We start from the raw sequence: 16,139 nt of genomic DNA on the forward strand, positions 1-16,139 counted from the left end.
GTCCTCGACCGCGACGGGGTGGCGAGTGCAACATCGAGTGCAACATGCGGACGCGCCCGGTGGCCCGGGGCGCGGCGGACCTACCGTGGCTGACGTCGCCGTCGCCCGGCGTCGGCGTGCCGAGAGGGATGAGGAGACCGAGATGACGGAACTGACCGGGCAGGCCAGCGAGGCCGGGACGATCGACCGGCTGATGGCCGGGTGGGTCGCCGACGTCGAGACCCCGGACGCCTGCGCCGCCCACCTCCTCTGCGACCAATGGCCGGCCGACGCCGTGGCGTTCCGGTTCGTGGCGGAGGACATGTCCGCCGTCGACCTCACCTTCGGCGAGCTGGCCGACCGCTCCCGCCGCCTCGCCACCGGCCTCGCCGCCCGCGGCGTCACGCGCGGCGACCGGGTCCCCGTGATGATGTCCAAACGGGAGGAGCTCGTCGTCACGCTGCTGGCCCTGTGGCGGCTCGGCGCCGTGCACGTGCCGCTGTTCACCGCGTTCGCCGCGGGTGCCGCGCGGATGCGCATCGAGGGCGCGGCGGCGCGGCTCGTCGTCGCCGAGCCCCGCCAGGCCGAGAAGCTCACGGACATCCCGGGCATCGAGATCATCCGCACCGGCCCGGAGTGGGACGCGCTCGCGGACTCCGCGCCGCTGGCCGAGGACGTCGCCGTCGGCGGGGACGGGCCGATCGCCCTGCTGTTCACCTCCGGCACCACCGGCCGCCCCAAGGGGGTGCCCGTGCCGCTGCGCGCGGCCGCCGCGTTCGCCGTCTACCTCACGTGCGCGGTGGACCTGCGCCCCGAGGACCTGTTCTGGAACGCGGCCGACCACGGGTGGGCGTACGGGCTGTACTACGGGATCGTCGGCACGCTGGTGCTCGGGGCGACCTCGGTCCAGTACCGCGGCGCCTTCTCCCCGGCGACCATGGTCGAGGTGATCCGCTCGCAGGGCGTCACGAACCTCGCCGGCGCCCCCACGATGTTCCGCGCGCTGGCCAAGGCCGGGGAGGTCACCGAGGACGCCCCGCTGCGGCTGCGGCGCGTGTCCACGGCGGGGGAGCCGCTGCCGCCGTCCGTGCTCGAGTGGGGCCGGGCGGCCCTCGGCACGGAGATCCGCGACCACTACGGCCAGACCGAGCTGGGCATGGTCATCTGCACCCTTGCGCACCCCGAGCTGGCCGCGCCGCCCCGCCCGGGTTCGATGGGTGTGCCCCTGCCGGGGATCGCCGCCCAGATCCGGGACGGGCAGATCGCGATCGACGCGGCGTCGCCCCTGTTCTGGTTCCCCGGCTACCTCGGGGAGCCGGAGAAGACCGCGGAGCGTTTCACCCCGGACGGCCGCTGGTACCTGACCGGGGACACCGCCCGGCAGGACGACGACGGCTGGTTCTTCTTCTCCTCCCGGGACGACGACGTGATCCTCGCCGCCGGGTACCGGATCGGCCCGTTCGACGTGGAGTCCGTGCTCATCGACCACCCGCGGGTGCAGGAGGTCGCCGTCGTCGGCCTGCCGGACCCGGAGGGGGTGCGGGGCGAGGAGGTCGTGGCGTTCGTGGTGCCCGCCGGGGCCGTCGCGGACCCGGACGCCCTGGCGGCCGAGCTGCAGGCGAAGGTCCGCGACGAGTACTCCAAGCACGCCTACCCGCGCCGGGTGCACTTCGTGGACCGGCTGCCCAAGACCCCCTCCGGCAAGCTGCAGCGGTTCCTGCTGCGCCAGGGGACCACCGACTGAGTCAGCGGTGCACGAGCCGCAGGAACGCGCCGATCATCGGCAGGTCCTCGGGCCTGGTGGGCAGCGCGTCCGCGAGGGCGGGGGAGTGGACGAGGTAGGCGGCCCACTGCCCGCGCGAGATCGACACGTTGAGCCGGTTCCGGTTCAGGAGGAAGTCCAGCCCGCGCGGCACCTCCTGCGGTGAGGACGCGGCCATCGTCAGGATCGCGACGGCGGCCTCCCGGCCCTGGAACTTGTCCACGGTGCCGACGGTGGTGCCCTCGAGACCGGCGGCGTCGAGCGCCTCCCGGACCGTGGCGACCTGCGCGTTGTACGGGGCCACCACGATCACGTCGGACGGCTCGAGCGGTCTGCCGGGGTCGTCCGGGCCGGTGGACCAGGCGCGGCCGAGCAGTGTCCGGATGATCTCGACGACGGCCGCGGCCTCCTCCGGCGAGGAGACCGCGTTGCCCGTGTGGGAGACCGGCCACGGGTGCAGCCCGGGCTCCACGCCGTCGAGCCGGCGGGCGTCCGTGACCTCCTCCCGCGCGCCGAGCTCGCCGGCGTAGGAGAGCGTGGAGACGGCCTCCGTCAGCGCGGAGTGCATACGCCAGGAGGTGTCCAGGAAGAAGCCGCGGTCTGCGCGCAGCACCGGCTCGTCGGCGGCCAGCCAGCTCAGCGCGGCCTCGCCAATCGGCTGGGGGTGGGTCCCCTTGGTGACCTGCGGCAGCTGCTGGGGGTCGCCGAGCAGGAGCACAGTGCGGGCCATGGCCGCCGCGGCGAGGGTGTGCGCCAGGGAGAATTGCCCGGCCTCGTCGATCACCAGGAGGTCGAACTCCTGCACGTCCTCGTGCGCGAAGGTCCAGGCGGTGCCGCCGACGACGTGGCCGGGGAGGCCGATGTACGGCTTGGCGTCCGACACCGTGGCCCAGGGGCGCTCGGGCGCGTCCTTGCCGCGCTTCTCCGCCTTGAGCACCTGTTTCTTCGGCACCCCGATGGACACGAGCTTGCCCAGGAAGTTCTCCACCACGGCGTGGGACTGGGCCGTGACGCCCACGCTCCACCCGCGTTCGAGCAGGGCCTTCACGGCGTGGCTCCCCACGTGGGTCTTGCCCGTCCCGGGAGGGCCCTGGACGGCGACGTAGGAGCCCCGCGCGGACTCGAGCGCCTCCACGAGCGCCTCCCAGCCCTGGCGGGCGGGAGCGGGCGCGGAGTCGCCCTCGCGCAGCTCGGTGGAGATGGCCGCCAGGGGCGGCCGGCGGTCGCCGGGGGGCGGCGCGCCAGGATGTCGAAGGCGGCCGTGGACGGGGCGGCGGCGTCGCCTCCCGATCCCGGCAGACCGCCGGCCTGCACCGCGGTCCGGGCGCGCTCGCGCAGGCGCTCCTTGAGCTTGTCCGTGTTCACCACCGTGTGGGCGAACGCCGCCATGGGCAGCTCCGAATGCTGCTCCACGTCCTGCGTGGGGATCTTCTCCCGCAGCAGCACCACGGAGCTGCCGTCCGGGCGGTCCTCGACGTCCTCCACGACGGCCTTGGCACCGACCCAGCGCACCGCGTTGGGTTGGAGGAGGTCGCGGCGGTCCGCCGGGACGTCCTCGTACACCGTGATGGCCTCGGCTCCGGGCTGCAGCGAGCTCCCCGGCTCCAGGGTGCCGGTCATCCGCAGCACCCGCTGGAAGGTCCGAGCGCCCTTGGGTCGGTGCCAGTCCTCGGCCACGTCCACGCGGTCCGCCACGACGTTGGCGCGGGCGTCCTGCCACTCATCCGGCGGGGAGATGCCGCGGTCGAAGAAGGCCCACCACGCGGGTTTGTCCTCGCGCTGGTAGAAGCCCAGCCCGGCGGCGAGCAGGGCCACGCCGCGCTGCTCGTCGTCCAGGACGGCGTCCGCGTCGTCCGCGGTGGGCAGGAGGCCCAGGAGGTCCGCCTCCAGGCGCGCGTCCTCGCCCTCCAAGGCGGGGGCGGGCTCGACGAGGTGCTCATCGTCGTCGGGCCGGGGTGCCGTGGCGCCGTGCTCGGCGGTGCGCCCCACCTGCTCCAGCAGCCAGTCCCGCAGCCGCGCCGTGGAGACGCAGTCGTACCGGTTGTAGTCCTCGATGTCGGCGCGGATCGCCCGCGCGACCTCGGTGTCTCCGGCCTCCAGCGCGGCGACGTACCGGTGGTACTCGGTGACGCTGTCCGCCGCCGTCGTGACGCCGTCCTCCGCCCGGTGCTCCACCCCCATGTAGAGGGGCTCCAGCTTCTTGATGGAGTAGCTCGGCACACCGGCCCGCAGGGCGGCGCGGACCGTGGAGTAGAGGTCCACGAACAGCCCCGCGCGCAGCCAGTCGTCCAGCTCGCGCTCGCCCACGCCGTGGCGCACGGTCAGGCGCTTCAGCGCGGTGACCTCGTACGCGGCGTAGTGGTAGATCCGCATCCCCGGGTGGGCCGCGCGCCGCGCCTCCACGAACGCCACGAACCGCTCGAGCGCCGCCCGCTCGGCGGCACGGGTGTCCGCCCACAGGCCCGTGAACCGGAAGTCGGCCGAGGCGGTGCGCGCGGTGTCCCCGCCCGGCGCCTCGACCCAGCCCCACAGATACTCGAGGCCCTCCATGCTCCCGTCCGCGGAGACCCACAGCGGGTCCCCCTCGAAGTCGAAGAAGACGTCTCCGGCGTCCGGCACGGGCAGCCCCGCCACGGCCCGCGGGTCCACGATCCGATGCGGCGGCAGCCCGTCCGCCCCGGCCGGCTCCAGCTGGATCGCCGCCTGTTCCCGCAGTGCCTCCCACGTGCGGCGGGCCATGCCCTCCGGCGGTGCGACGGACGCCGCGAGCTGCTCGATGGTCATGATGCCGGCCTCGCGCAGCCGGGTGCGCTGCAATCGCGTGGCCCCCGCCGTGAGCAGCACGTCCCGGTGCTCGGCGACGGCCTCCTCGCACGCCTCGCATGCGCCGCAGACGCTCAGGCGGTCGTCACCCCAGCGGGCGGGCTCCCCGGCGGCCACATGATCCTGCAGCAGCGCCTCCAGCCGGGCGCGCTGGTGCCGGTACACCGGGATCACCTCGTCCAGGTCCGCGACGTGCCGGGAACCGTCCCCGAGCCACAGGCTGCCCTGCCGCGCCCGCGGCACGCCCATGCCGTCCAGCAGGTCCGCGTACGCGGCGATCTGCAGCAGCGCCGGCACCCGCGCATGCCGGGCCAGCTTCGTGTCCACCACCTCGTACGCGCCCTCGGGGTGCTCCTCGTCCGTGCGGAGCACGAGGAAGTCGGCCAGGCCGCCGAACGCGCCGTCGTGCAGCATCCCCTGGAACACGACGGCGGGACGCGCGGCCAACGCCGCCGCGGTGCGCTCCCGGGCGGCCCGCACACCCTCGGGCGTGTAGCGCTCCGGGCGGGCGAGCCGGACCACCTGGTCCGCGCCGTGCTCCGCCTCGAGTCGCGCGAGCACGCGGGACTCGTGCTCGTCCCCGAGGCGGGAGACCCGCTCGAGGAACGCGTCCGCCACGCCGATCCGCGGGGCGCGCCCGAGCGCGGGGTCCACCGTCCCCCGCAGCCACCCGTAGGTGCACGTCGCGGCGGCGGTGATGTCCGAGGGGCTGAGCATGAAGGAGGCGCGGTCCGGCGCGAAGGTCACCATGCCGTCACCCTAGACAGCAGCTGCGGACACGATGGGCAGGGCCCGCCCACAGGGTCCCGGCGCGCCTCGCCCCGGCGGCGGCAGGGCGGCGGCGCGCGTCACACACCGGGCCGGACTTGACGTGGGTCACATCCAGGGAGTTACCTAATGATCGTTCAGTAATTCTCTGCGCCGCCGCGCCGGCGCGCCCCTGCCGGCAGGGAGGCCCGCCCATGACCGAGACCGCCCACCACCCCATGCTCGCGGAGGACCGCGTGGCACGGTGGCTCGGCGTCACCCTGGAGGCCGCCGAGAAGGACCACGCGCGCATCCGGATGACGCTCACCGAGGACCAGCACAACGGCTTCGGCCTGGCCCACGGCGGCGCCGTCTTCGCGTTCGCGGACACGTGCTTCGCGCTGACCTGCAACAACCCCGCCTCGGACGGCTCCACCCTCACCGTGGCCTCCGGCGTGGACGTCAACTTCCTCGCGGCCACCCGCGCCGGGCAGACCCTCGTCGCGGAGGGCCGCCTGGTCGCCGCCGCCGGCCGCTCGGCCGTCTATGACATCACCGTCACCACCGACGACGGCACCCCGGTGGCCGCCTTCCGCGGCCGCTCCCGCACCATCCCCGCCCCCGGACGCTGACCGGCGGACGCACCCGCCGGTGCGCCGCCGTCGTCGACCGCCGCCCGACCCCGCATCCCCAGGAGAACGCCATGCTCGAGGCCTCGATCCCCAACCCGTACACGCCGGCACCCCTGCCCGCCCCCGCCGACCGCGGGGCCCCGGACCCCGAGGAGACGATGAGCCGGGACCAGATCGAGGCGCTCCAGTTCGAACGCCTCCGCTGGACCCTGCACCACGCCTACGAGAACGTGCCCGCGTATCGGGAGCACTTCGACGCGCACGGCGTCCACCCCTCGGACTTCACGGAGCTCGGGGACCTCGCCAAGTTCCCGTACACGGACAAGGAGTTCCTGCGGAAGAGCTACCCGTTCGGCGCCTTCGCCGCCACGGGCCCCGAGCTGCGTCGCATCCACGCCTCCTCCGGCACCACCGGCCAGCCCACCGTGGTCGGCTATACCGACGACAACCTGGCCACGTGGGCCACCCTCGTCGCCCGCTGCTTCCGCGCCGGCGGCATCCGCCCCGGTGACCGCGTGCACAACGCGTACGGCTACGGCCTGTTCACCGGCGGCCTCGGCGCCCACTACGGCGCCGAGCGCATCGGGGCGGCCGTGATCCCGATGTCCGGCGGGCAGACGGAGAAGCAGGTGCAGCTGATCACCGACTTCCAGCCGCGCGCCATCCTCTCCACGCCCACCTACCTGCTGACCATCGCGGACGGCTTCAAGAAGCTCGGCCTGGACCCCCGCGAGTCCTCCCTCGAGGTCGCGATCCTCGGCGCCGAGCCGTGGACCGAGGAGATGCGCCGCGAGATCGAGCAGACCTTCGACCTCGACGCCCTGGACATCTACGGCCTCTCCGAGGTCATGGGCCCGGGCGTGGCCGGCGAGTCCGCGGCCACCAAGGACGGCTCCCACATCTGGGAGGACCACTTCCGCCCCGAGATCATCGACCCGCTCACGGACGAGGTCCTCGAGACCGGCCGCCACGGCGAGCTCGTCTTCACCTCGCTCACCAAGCAGGCGCTGCCGATCATCCGGTACCGCACCCACGACCTCACCCGCCTGCTGCCGGGCACCACGCACCCGGGCCACCGCCGCATGGGCCGCATCACCGGCCGCTCGGACGACATGATCATCCTGCGCGGTGTGAACCTGTTCCCGTCGCAGATCGAGGAGCTGGCCCTCAAGGAGCCGGCCCTGTCGCCGCACTTCACCCTCGAGATCACCCGCCCGGACCGCATGGACCAGATGGCCGTGAACATCGAGCGCCGCGATCATGCGACCCTCGAGGAGGCCCAGGCCTGCGCCGCGCACCTGCGCATGGAGATCAAGACGAAGATCGGCTCCTCGTGCGTGATCAACGTGGTGGAGCCGGAGACCCTCGCCCGCTCCTCCGGCAAGCTCAAGCGCATCTACGACCTGCGCGACCAGGCCTGATCCCGTCCCCGCGGCCGAACCCGACGCCGGCGTGCCCGGTAGAGTGGACCGGTGCACCGTCGTCGTCGTCGGCGTCCGCCCGCCCCCGAAGGAGCCCCGTGCCCCAGAGCAGCCCCACCCCGCGCCGCGGCCGGCCCGGCTATGACCGGCAGACGCTGCTGGCCGAGTGCGTCGAGCTTTTCAACCGGCACGGCTACGAGGCGACGTCCATGGGCATGCTCGCCACCCACCTGGGCATCTCCAAGTCCGCGATCTACCACCACGTGGAGTCCAAGGAGGCGATCCTCGACCACGCGGTGACGGAGGCGCTCGACGCCCTCGAGGCGTGCCTGGACGATGTGGTGGCCAGCGGGGACGACGCCGGCGCGCAGGTCGAGGCGGCCATCCGCGGCACGCTCGGGGTGCTGGCGGAGAAGCAGCCCGAGGTGACCCTGCTGCTGCGCCTGCGCGGGAACTCGGCGGTCGAGGTGGCCGCCGTCGAACGCCGGCGCGAGATCACCCGGCGTCTGGGCGACCTGCTCGAGGCAGCCCAGGCCGCGGGGGCGGTGCGCTCCGACGTGAGCCCGCGCAACCTCGCCCGCCTGGCGCTCGGCATGATCAACTCGATCGTCGACTGGTACCGGCCGGATCGCGGCGCCCCCGGCCAGCAGGGACCGGGCCAGATGATCGACGCCGTCACGGGCGTGGTGCTCGGGGGTCTGCGGGGCTGAGGGGCCTCTGTCCTCAGCCCTCGCCGTCGAGCGCGGCGAGCACGTCGGCCACGATCGAGGCCGCGCGGTCCTCCGCGTCCGCGGGCACCCCGCCGTCCGCGTCGGCCTGGGCCACGGCCACGGTCCGGGCGCCGTCCTGCACGGCCGTCAGGTGGGAGTAGACGGACCCCCCGGGGGCCGGGAGCGCCGTGTACGCGGTGCCGCCCTCGTGCTCGGTCCGCGTCACGCTCTCCACGCCGAGCCCGGCCAGGTCCACCCCGGTGCAGGCCTGCGCCGCCGCCCGGGCGTCCTCCAGGGCGGCGCGGGCGGCCTCCTCCGTGGGGTACACGGTGACGCGCACGCCAAGCGGAGTGACCTCGGCGTCGGGGGACGCCGTGAAGGAGGGCGCCGGCGTCGAGGTGGGCCCGCCGCCGGTCGTGGCGGCCGTCTCCGGCTGGGCCGTGAGCCCCAGGTCCGCCGCCCCGGCCTCGGCGTCCCGCTCCAGGTCGGAGCGTGTGGCGTCCAGGCAGGCCTGCTGTTCCGCGCTGCGGGTGGAAGCCGGGCTCGCGCCGGCGTCGACCGTCTGCTCCAGGCCGGCGGCCCGCTGGCGCAGCTCCGTCTGCCGCTCCAGCGGCGAGGCGGCGCTCAGCCCCACCTCGGACCTCGGCCCCGCGGCCCGCTGCACGGCGGCCTGCACGGCCAGGGTCCGCTGCCCGTCCAGCGCGGGGGGCATCTCGAGGGACAGGCTGCCCGAGGCGGAGGCGCCGCCCGTGCTCGCCGTGGAGGCGCTGGCCGCGGGTGACGTGGGGGCCGTGGAGGCGCTGGCCGCGGGTGACGTGGACGCTGGCGAGGCCGCTGTCGTCGTGGACGACGCCGACGACGGGGCGGGGGAGGAGGGCTCTGCGCCGCCGCCCGCGCACCCGGCGAGGGCGAGTGCGCCCACGGCGAGGGCGCCGAGCAGGGGGAATCGGGGGGTCGTCATGGCCCGACTCTACGCGGGTTGTGACGGATGCCACAAGGAAGTGGCGGGGGCATGCGTCGGGGCCGCCCGATGCGTGGTGCGCACCGGACGGCCCCTGATCCGTCAGCGGAGGAGGTCAGCCGAGCGGGGTGTCCTTGTCGCCCAGGTTCCAGTCCTCCACCGGGCCGAGGTTCTCCCCGTCCGGCCCGTAGCGGTAGAACCCCTGGCCGTCGGCCACGCCGCTGTGGCCCTCGGCGATGCTCTTCTCTAGCAGCTCAGCGAAGCCGAGCTGCCAGTCGACGCCCGTGTTGCGGGAGACGTTGGCGGCCACGTGGAAGCCCACGATGTCATAGGTCTGGAACGGGCCGCGCTCGTTGCCGGTGGCCACGCGCCAGGTGCGGTCGATGTCCGCCGGGTTGCCCACGCCGTGCATGTACAGCTTGGAGCCGGCCTGCAGCCACGGGATGAGCAGGGAGTTGAGGAAGTAGCCCGGGATCTCCTTGCGCACGTGCACGGGGACCATGCCGGTCTCCTCGGCGAACTGCAGGGCTCCCGCGACGGCCTCCGGCGAGGTCGCGGCGGTACCCATGACCTCGGCGGTGTTCTGCGCCCAGATGCGGTTGGCGTAGTGCAGGGCCAGGAAGCGCTCCGGATGGCCGCTGGCGTCGGCGAAGTCCGAGGGCAGCAGGGAGGAGGTGTTCGTGGCGAACAGGGTCGTGGCGGGGGCGAGCTCGCCCACCTGGGCCCACACCTTGCGCTTGAGCTCCAGGTTCTCCGGGACGGCCTCGACCACGATGTCCGCATCCGCCAGGGCCTCGCCGAGGTCCGAGGTCGGCGTGATGCGGGCGATGGCCTCGTCGAAGCGCTGCGGGTCGTAGCCCTCCCCGAGGTCTGCCTCATAGCCCTGGCGGATCCACGCCCAGCGGCGCTCGATCCCCTCGAGGGCGGCGGGGACGGCGTCGTAGGCCATCACCTTCTTGCCGTGGTACGCCGCCTGCATGATGATCTGCGAACCCAGCACACCGGTGCCCAGCACGGTGACCTGCTCGAAACGGGTGAACTCGGACATGTGTGTCGACCTTCTTCTCTCGCGGTCCGAATGGGACGTACAGGTGAACGTCCCGGGCACGCTCCTTGTTCCCGGGGACGACGACGGGCCGCCCGGCGCGCAGCGGGCGCACGGGACGGCCCGTCGAAGCAGGGGGGCTCAGCCCTGGGAGGTCTCGGACGGGGCCATCGGCCAGGTCTTGGCCACGAGCGTCAGCACGTCGTACTGGGCGCAGAGCTCGTCCTTCTGGTTGTGGATCCGGCAGTCCCAGGCCACCTCGCCGTACTCGTCGCTCACGCGCGGGGTGATGCGCTTGGCCGTCAGGGTCACGCGGATGGCGTCGTCGTAGGTCACCGGCGTGATGAAGCGCAGGTTCTCCAGGCCGTAGTTGGCCAGCACCGGGCCCGGATCCGGGGCCACGAACAGCCCTGCGGCCCACGAGACCAGCAGGTAGCCGTGGGCGACGCGACGCGGGAAGAACGGGTTGGCCATGGCGGCCTCTTCGTCCGTGTGCGCGTAGAACTTGTCCCCGGTCTCCTCCGCGAAGTCCGTGATGTCCTCGAGGGTCACGGTGCGCAGGCCGGAGGCGAACTGGTCGCCCACCGTCAGCTCGGCCAGGGACTTGTAGAACGGGTGCACGGCCGTGCCGGCCTCCACGTCCTCGCGGGTCACCGTGTGGGCCGCGGCGCCCGGATGCCACACGCCGGTGATGGCGGTGAGCATGTCAGGGGAGCCCTGGATCGCCGTGCGCTGCATGTAGTGCTTGACGGCGCGGACACCACCGAGCTCCTCGCCGCCGCCGGCGCGGCCGGGGCCGCCGTGGATCAGCACCGGCACGGGGGCGCCGTGACCGGTGGTGGTCGTGGCGGTCTGGCGGTTCAGGACGTGCACGCGGCCGTGGTGGGCGCCGATCCCGGCGGCGAACGCGCGGGCGATCTCACCGTCGTTCGTGGCGACCGTGGCCACGAGCGATCCCGAGCCCAGGGCGGCCAGGGCCACGGCGTCGGCCACGTCCGTGTAGCCGATCACCGAGGTGACCGGACCGAACGCCTCGACGCTGTGCACCTCGGGGGTGCGTGCGTCCTCGAAGGTGAGCACCGTGGGGGCGAAGAACGCGCCGGACTCGGCGTCGGCGTCGCCGGTCGAGCCCTCGGGGCCGCCGAGGCGGACCTGACCGCCGGCGTCGACCAGGCGCTGCACCGCGCCGCGGACCTCGCTCTGCTGCTCCTTCGAGGCCAGGGCGCCCATGGTGGTGCCCTCGACGCGCGGGTCGCCCAGGACAACCTTCGCGGCCAGGCGCTCGGTGAGGGCGGCGGTCACGGCCTCGACGCGGTCCTGCGGGACGATCACCCGGCGGATGGCCGTGCACTTCTGGCCGGCCTTGACCGTCATCTCCTGGAAGACGGCCTTCACGAACGCCTCGAACTCGGGGGACTCCGGGTCCGCGTCCGGGCCGAGGATGGCGGCGTTGAGGGAGTCGGTCTCCGCGGTGAAGCGGACGCCGCCCTCCTGCACGTTCGGGTGCTTCTTCAGCGTGGCCGCGGTGGCGGCGGAGCCGGTGAACGCGACGTGGTCGCGGTAGTCCAGGTGGTCCAGCAGGTCGCGGGCGGAACCGGAGATCAGCTGGATCGAGCCCTCGGGCAGCACGCCGGACTCGAGCATCAGCTCGACGCACTTCTGCGTGACGTAGCCGGTGGGGGTGGCCGGCTTGACCACGGTCGGCACGCCGGCGACGAAGGCCGGGGCGAACTTCTCCAGCATGCCCCACACGGGGAAGTTGAACGCGTTGATCTGCACGGCCACGCCCGGGATGCGCTGGTAGATGTGCTCGCCGATGAAGGAGCCGTCGCGGGAGAGGGGCTCCACGTCGCCGTCGATGATCACGGTGGAGTTCGGCAGCTCGCGGCGGCCCTTGCCGGAGAACGTGAAGAGGGTGCCGATGCCGCCGTCGACGTCGAAGGCGTGGTCGCGCTGCGTGGCGCCGGTGGCGAAGGAGACGTCGTAGAGCTCCTGGACGCGGGAGTTCAGAAAGAGCGCGAGCTCCTTGAGCTTGAGGGCGCGCTCGTGGATGGTCAGCTCGCCCAGGGCCTGCTGGCCGACGGTGCGGGCGTGCTCGATGGCGGCGGCCGTGTCGAGGCCGTCGGTGGAGACGCCGGTCAGGCGCGCGCCGGTGTTCGCGTCCGTCACGTCGGTGACCTTGGACGGGTGCGACGGCGTCCACCAGCTGCCGGCGACGTAGCTGGGGAGGATCTCCGGGAGGGAGGGGGCGGTGACGGTCACGGGGTCTCCTGGTGTCGGGGGCGCGGACGAGTCCCGACCGATCGGTCGGTTATTGCTCCTCACCCTAGCCGAGACGTGGATCACGCGGGAGGGGGAGCCGGGCGGGTGACGTCGTCGTGGAGAGGGCCTGGCGGCGCAAGCCGTGGCGCCGAGGCCCGCAGACGCGCCGCTACCGCCAGGACGTAGCGGCGTGTCTGCGGGCCTCGGCGGGGCGTCGTCCACAGATCCCGGCGGACGACGACGGCGGCCCGCCCGGATCGGGCACGCTCGGCGCATGCCCCGCTCGCCCGCGCCCCTGCCCCCGATGCGCTGCGGACTGGACGGCCGCCTCCGCGCTCCGACCGTGTTCTCGACCCCGGCCGCGCGCGAGGCGGGGGTGCGCGCGGCCCGGCTGCGGCGCGGGGACGTGGTCTCCTTCGGCTGGGGGCTCTGGGGCCTGCGCGGCGTCGAACCGGACCCCATGGACCATCTGCGGGCGCTGCAGGATCTGCACCCCGAGGGCGTGTTCAGCCACGTCACGGCCGCCCGGGTGCTCGGCCTGTGGCTGACCGGGCCGCTCGCCGCCGACCGGTCCGTGCACACCGCGACCCCGCGCGGCCACGGCACCGCGTCGAGCCGGGCCGGGATCCGCTCACACCGCCTCCGCGCCGACGCACCGGTGCGGATCGTGGACGGGGTGCGCGTGACCGCGCCGGGGTGGACCTTCGTGGACCTCGCCGCGCACGCCGGGCCGCTCGACCATCTCGTCGCGCTCGGGGACAGCATGGTTCGGACCGCCCCGACGGAGGCCCGACGCCGTCGGCTGCCTCCCGGGGTGACGGACGTGGCCGAGCTGCGCGCCGCCGTCGAGGAACGCGGACGGGTGCGCGGGATCCGCGCGGCCCGGGAGGCGCTGGAGCTCGTCCGCCCCGGGGCCGACTCGCCGCAGGAGAGCCGACTGCGGGCGCGGCTCGTCCTGGACGGCGTCCCCGAGCCCGCAGTGAACCCGTGCATCCGGCTCGCCACGGGACAGCTGCTGCGCGTGGATCTGGTGTGGGCGGAGTCCAAGGTGGCGGTCGAGTACGACGGCGATCAGCACCGCACGGATCGCCGGCAGTGGCGTGAGGACCGCGAGCGGGACGCGGCCCTGCGCGCGGAGGGGTGGGAGGTGATCCGGGTGACCGCCGACGTGTTCCGGCCGGGGCACTGGGAGCTGTTCGTGCGGCAGCTGCGGGGCCTGGTGGCCGCGCGGACGCCGCCGGGCCGAGTGCCGCCGTCGTGGATCTGACCCGCCCAGGCCCGCAGACGCGCCGCTACGGCCAGGACGTAGCGGCGTGTCTGCGGGCCTCGGCGAGAGGGGCGGGAGCCTCGGGCCGGCGTCGACCCCCTGCCCCTCGTCCCCGGACCGGCGTAGAATCGAGCACCGGTCCCCTCGGACCCGCCCCACCCCCCCCCTCATCCGGAGAGTCCTGCCGCATGCTGCGCACCATGTTCCACGCCAAGATCCACCGGGCCACCGTGACCCAGGCGGACCTGCACTACGTGGGCTCCGTGACCGTGGACCAGGACCTGCTGGACGCCGCGGACATCCTCCCCGGCGAGCTCGTGTCCATCGTGGACGTCACCAACGGCGCACGACTGGAGACCTACACCATCGCGGGCGAGCGGGGCTCCGGCGTGCTCGGCATCAACGGCGCCGCCGCCCACCTGGTGCATCCGGGGGACATCGTCATCCTCATCGCCTACGGGCAGATGGACGACGACGAGGCTCGCAACTTCCAGCCCAAGGTCGTCCACGTGGACGCGGACAACAGGATCGTCGAGCTCGGCGTCGACCCCGCCGACGGCCTCCTCGACGGCCTCTCCCGCCCGCCGCTGTCCCGCGAATGGAACGAGGCCCAGGCCGAGCTCTGAGCCGGCCGGGGCGCCGGGCCGTCATGGACGAGTTGTTCGAGCGGGATCAGCGGTCGGCACGGCCTTCGCCCCGAGCGCCCGACGCGCGGAGCGCATCGCGGCCGCGTGGCTGAGGCCCATCGCGGTGCGGGCGCCCGGCACGCGGGCCACGGCGCGCATCCACGGCGAGGTCAGCATCACCTCCTGCTCCCACGTCACGACGCAGTGCGGCGCGTGTCCGGCCGGGGCGCCGTCGTCGTGCACGGTGACCCGCACGGTGCCCGTCAGATCCCCGCTCAGGTGCGCGACCAGAAGGCCGCGGGCGCGGTCGTCGATGAGACGCTCCATCGTCAGACGCACCGGCACGAACCCGCGCAGCCGGACGGCGGCGCGGTCGGGGCCCAGGCGACGGACGCGCGGGACGGCCGGCCACCAGCGTGGGTCAGCCGGCCGGGTCGGCGAGCAGGGCCAGCACGGACCGGGCGTCCGCGGGGACGGCCCAGCGGTGGGTGAAGCGGAAGGGGCGGTCGGCCGACATCAGGCCCGGCCGAAGGTCTCGGGGTCCACGGGGCGCCGGGTGCGGGGGAGCTTCGCGACGATCAGCAGGTACGACTCCGTGACGAGGTCCCGGACGAGCTGCTCGTCGAGGTCCGGGTGCGCGGCCAGGCTGAGCCAGTGCCGCTTGTCCATGTGATAGCCGGGCGTGATCGCCGCGGGCAGGGCCGCGCGCAGCTGGGCGCCGTCCTCCGGGCGGGCCTTGACGTTCACGAGGCGGCGCCCGTCGTGGTCGATGAACACCGCGAACAGCTTCCCCTGCACCTTCATGACCTCGGTGTCCGGGCCGAAGGGGTGCGACGCGGCGCTGCCCGGCAGCTCGAGGGCGCGGTCGCGGGCGACGCGCAGCAGCGTGGGCTCGTCCATGCCAGTCACGTTAGCCGCGCCGGCCCCGCACTTTCGAACGTGATATCGGGGGAATGGGCGCTTTCGAACGGGAGATAGGCCCTATCTCACGTTCGAAAGCGCTCGCCCCGGGGGCTCAGCGGTAGTCGAAGAAGCCCTTGCCGGACTTCCGGCCGAGCTCGCCGCGGGCCACCATGTCCCGCATGAGCTGCGGCGGGGCGAAACGCTCACCCAGCTGGGACTCGAGGTACTCCGCGATGCCCAGGCGCACGTCCAGACCCACGATGTCGGTCAGCGCCAGCGGACCGACCGGGAACTTGTATCCCAGCACCATGGCGGCGTCGATGTCCTCGGGGGAGGCCACACCCTCCTCGACCATGCGGATGGCCTCGAGCGCGATCGCCACGCCCAGGCGCGACGAGGCGAAGCCCGGGGCGTCCTTGACGACGACGGGGGTCTTGCCGAGCCCGCGGACCCACTCGGTGGACAGGGCCTGGAGCTCCGCACCGGTCTGCTCGCCGATCACGACCTCCACGAGCTTCGAGGCGGGCACCGGGTTGAAGTAGTGCAGGCCGCAGAAGCGCTCGGGGCGCTGCAGGTGGGTGGCGATCTCGCCGATGGACAGGGAGGAGGTGTTGCTGGCCAGCCAGGCGTCCTCGCGCAGGTGGGCCTCGACGTCGGTGAGCGCGTCGATCTTCACTTGCATGTCCTCGAACACGGCCTCGACCACGAGGTCGCAGCGGGCGAAGTCGGCACGGTCCACGGAGACGGTCAGGCGCTGCGCCCATTCGTCCAGGTCGCCGTCGATCTTGCCGCGCTCGAGGGAGGCGGCCAAGTCGGCCTCGATGCGTTCCTTGGCCGCCTCGGCCGACTGCGGGTCGCGCTCGACGACGACCACCTCGGACGATCCGGAGACGAGGAACGCGTGGGCGATGCCGCCGCCCATCCGGCCGCCGCCGAGGACGCCGACGACGGCGGGCACGGAGGACGGAACGGTATCAGGGGTGTGCTGCTGGTCGGTCATG

The 16,139-nt window shown here is 73.7% G+C and carries 14 protein-coding genes; 6 read left to right on the forward strand and 8 right to left on the reverse strand.

Features of this window, described 5'->3' with window-relative positions; genetic code table 11:
• The first annotated feature begins 142 nt into the window (after positions 1-142).
• Complete coding sequence (locus SOY78_RS02385) at positions 143-1,723, forward strand: AMP-binding protein (RefSeq protein ID WP_324701711.1); 1,581 nt, start codon at positions 143-145, stop codon at positions 1,721-1,723.
• Between the two features lies 1 nt (position 1,724).
• Here the strand turns inward: SOY78_RS02385 and SOY78_RS02390 are convergent, their stop codons facing one another.
• Both SOY78_RS02390 and SOY78_RS02395 read right to left on the reverse strand, forming a co-directional pair.
• Positions 1,725-2,876 (reverse strand): DEAD/DEAH box helicase, encoded by a 1,152-nt coding sequence (locus SOY78_RS02390; RefSeq protein ID WP_324701712.1) that lies wholly within the window; start codon positions 2,874-2,876, stop codon positions 1,725-1,727.
• Positions 2,786-5,314, reverse strand: a complete 2,529-nt coding sequence (locus tag SOY78_RS02395) for a TM0106 family RecB-like putative nuclease (RefSeq protein ID WP_324701713.1) — start codon at positions 5,312-5,314, stop codon at positions 2,786-2,788. Before SOY78_RS02395 ends, SOY78_RS02390 begins: the two co-directional genes overlap by 91 nt.
• Positions 5,315-5,526: 212 nt before the next feature.
• Here SOY78_RS02395 and SOY78_RS02400 point away from each other — a divergent pair, with 212 nt between their 5' ends.
• From SOY78_RS02400 to SOY78_RS02410, 3 genes are all read left to right on the forward strand, one after another.
• A complete protein-coding gene (locus SOY78_RS02400) occupies positions 5,527-5,943 on the forward strand; it encodes a PaaI family thioesterase (RefSeq protein WP_324701714.1) in 417 nt (138 codons plus the stop codon).
• 71 nt (positions 5,944-6,014) lie between these two features.
• A complete protein-coding gene (locus SOY78_RS02405; RefSeq protein ID WP_324701715.1) occupies positions 6,015-7,364 on the forward strand; it encodes a phenylacetate--CoA ligase family protein in 1,350 nt (449 codons plus the stop codon).
• A gap of 98 nt (positions 7,365-7,462) precedes the next feature.
• A complete protein-coding gene (locus SOY78_RS02410) occupies positions 7,463-8,074 on the forward strand; it encodes a TetR/AcrR family transcriptional regulator (protein ID WP_070708798.1) in 612 nt (203 codons plus the stop codon).
• Between the two features lie 13 nt (positions 8,075-8,087).
• On the opposite strand, the gene SOY78_RS02415 is transcribed toward SOY78_RS02410, so the two are convergent.
• From SOY78_RS02415 to paaZ, 3 genes are all read right to left on the reverse strand, one after another.
• On the reverse strand, positions 8,088-9,035 hold the full coding sequence (locus SOY78_RS02415; RefSeq protein ID WP_225348712.1) for a hypothetical protein: 948 nt from the start codon (positions 9,033-9,035) through the stop codon (positions 8,088-8,090).
• 115 nt (positions 9,036-9,150) lie between these two features.
• Entirely contained in the window at positions 9,151-10,083 is a 933-nt protein-coding gene (locus tag SOY78_RS02420; protein WP_061866831.1) for a 3-hydroxyacyl-CoA dehydrogenase, read from the reverse strand.
• Between the two features lie 138 nt (positions 10,084-10,221).
• Complete coding sequence (gene paaZ, locus SOY78_RS02425; RefSeq protein WP_324701716.1) at positions 10,222-12,342, reverse strand: phenylacetic acid degradation bifunctional protein PaaZ; 2,121 nt, start codon at positions 12,340-12,342, stop codon at positions 10,222-10,224.
• Between the two features lie 274 nt (positions 12,343-12,616).
• On the opposite strand from paaZ, the gene SOY78_RS02430 reads away from it, so the two are divergent.
• Together SOY78_RS02430 and panD are read left to right on the forward strand one after the other, a co-directional pair.
• Positions 12,617-13,609, forward strand: coding sequence for a DUF559 domain-containing protein (locus SOY78_RS02430; RefSeq protein ID WP_324701717.1), 993 nt, complete (start codon positions 12,617-12,619; stop codon positions 13,607-13,609).
• Positions 13,610-13,797: 188 nt separating this feature from the next.
• A complete protein-coding gene (gene panD, locus SOY78_RS02435) occupies positions 13,798-14,235 on the forward strand; it encodes an aspartate 1-decarboxylase (protein ID WP_036318106.1) in 438 nt (145 codons plus the stop codon).
• A gap of 21 nt (positions 14,236-14,256) precedes the next feature.
• On the opposite strand, the gene SOY78_RS02440 is transcribed toward panD, so the two are convergent.
• The 3 genes from SOY78_RS02440 to SOY78_RS02450 form a co-directional block, all read right to left on the reverse strand.
• The gene (locus SOY78_RS02440) at positions 14,257-14,562 is read right to left on the reverse strand and encodes a hypothetical protein (protein WP_324701718.1); all 306 of its coding nucleotides are present in this window, start codon (positions 14,560-14,562) and stop codon (positions 14,257-14,259) included.
• A gap of 189 nt (positions 14,563-14,751) precedes the next feature.
• Positions 14,752-15,135, reverse strand: coding sequence for an MmcQ/YjbR family DNA-binding protein (locus SOY78_RS02445; RefSeq protein ID WP_036340752.1), 384 nt, complete (start codon positions 15,133-15,135; stop codon positions 14,752-14,754).
• A 115-nt stretch (positions 15,136-15,250) separates the two neighbouring features.
• Positions 15,251-16,138, reverse strand: a complete 888-nt coding sequence (locus SOY78_RS02450; protein ID WP_036340749.1) for a 3-hydroxyacyl-CoA dehydrogenase family protein — start codon at positions 16,136-16,138, stop codon at positions 15,251-15,253.
• Position 16,139 lies beyond the last annotated feature (1 nt).

It is taken from the genome of Micrococcus sp. HOU01, from assembly GCF_035609305.1.
In the GTDB taxonomy this organism is placed as follows: Bacteria; Actinomycetota; Actinomycetes; order Actinomycetales; family Micrococcaceae; genus Micrococcus; species Micrococcus luteus.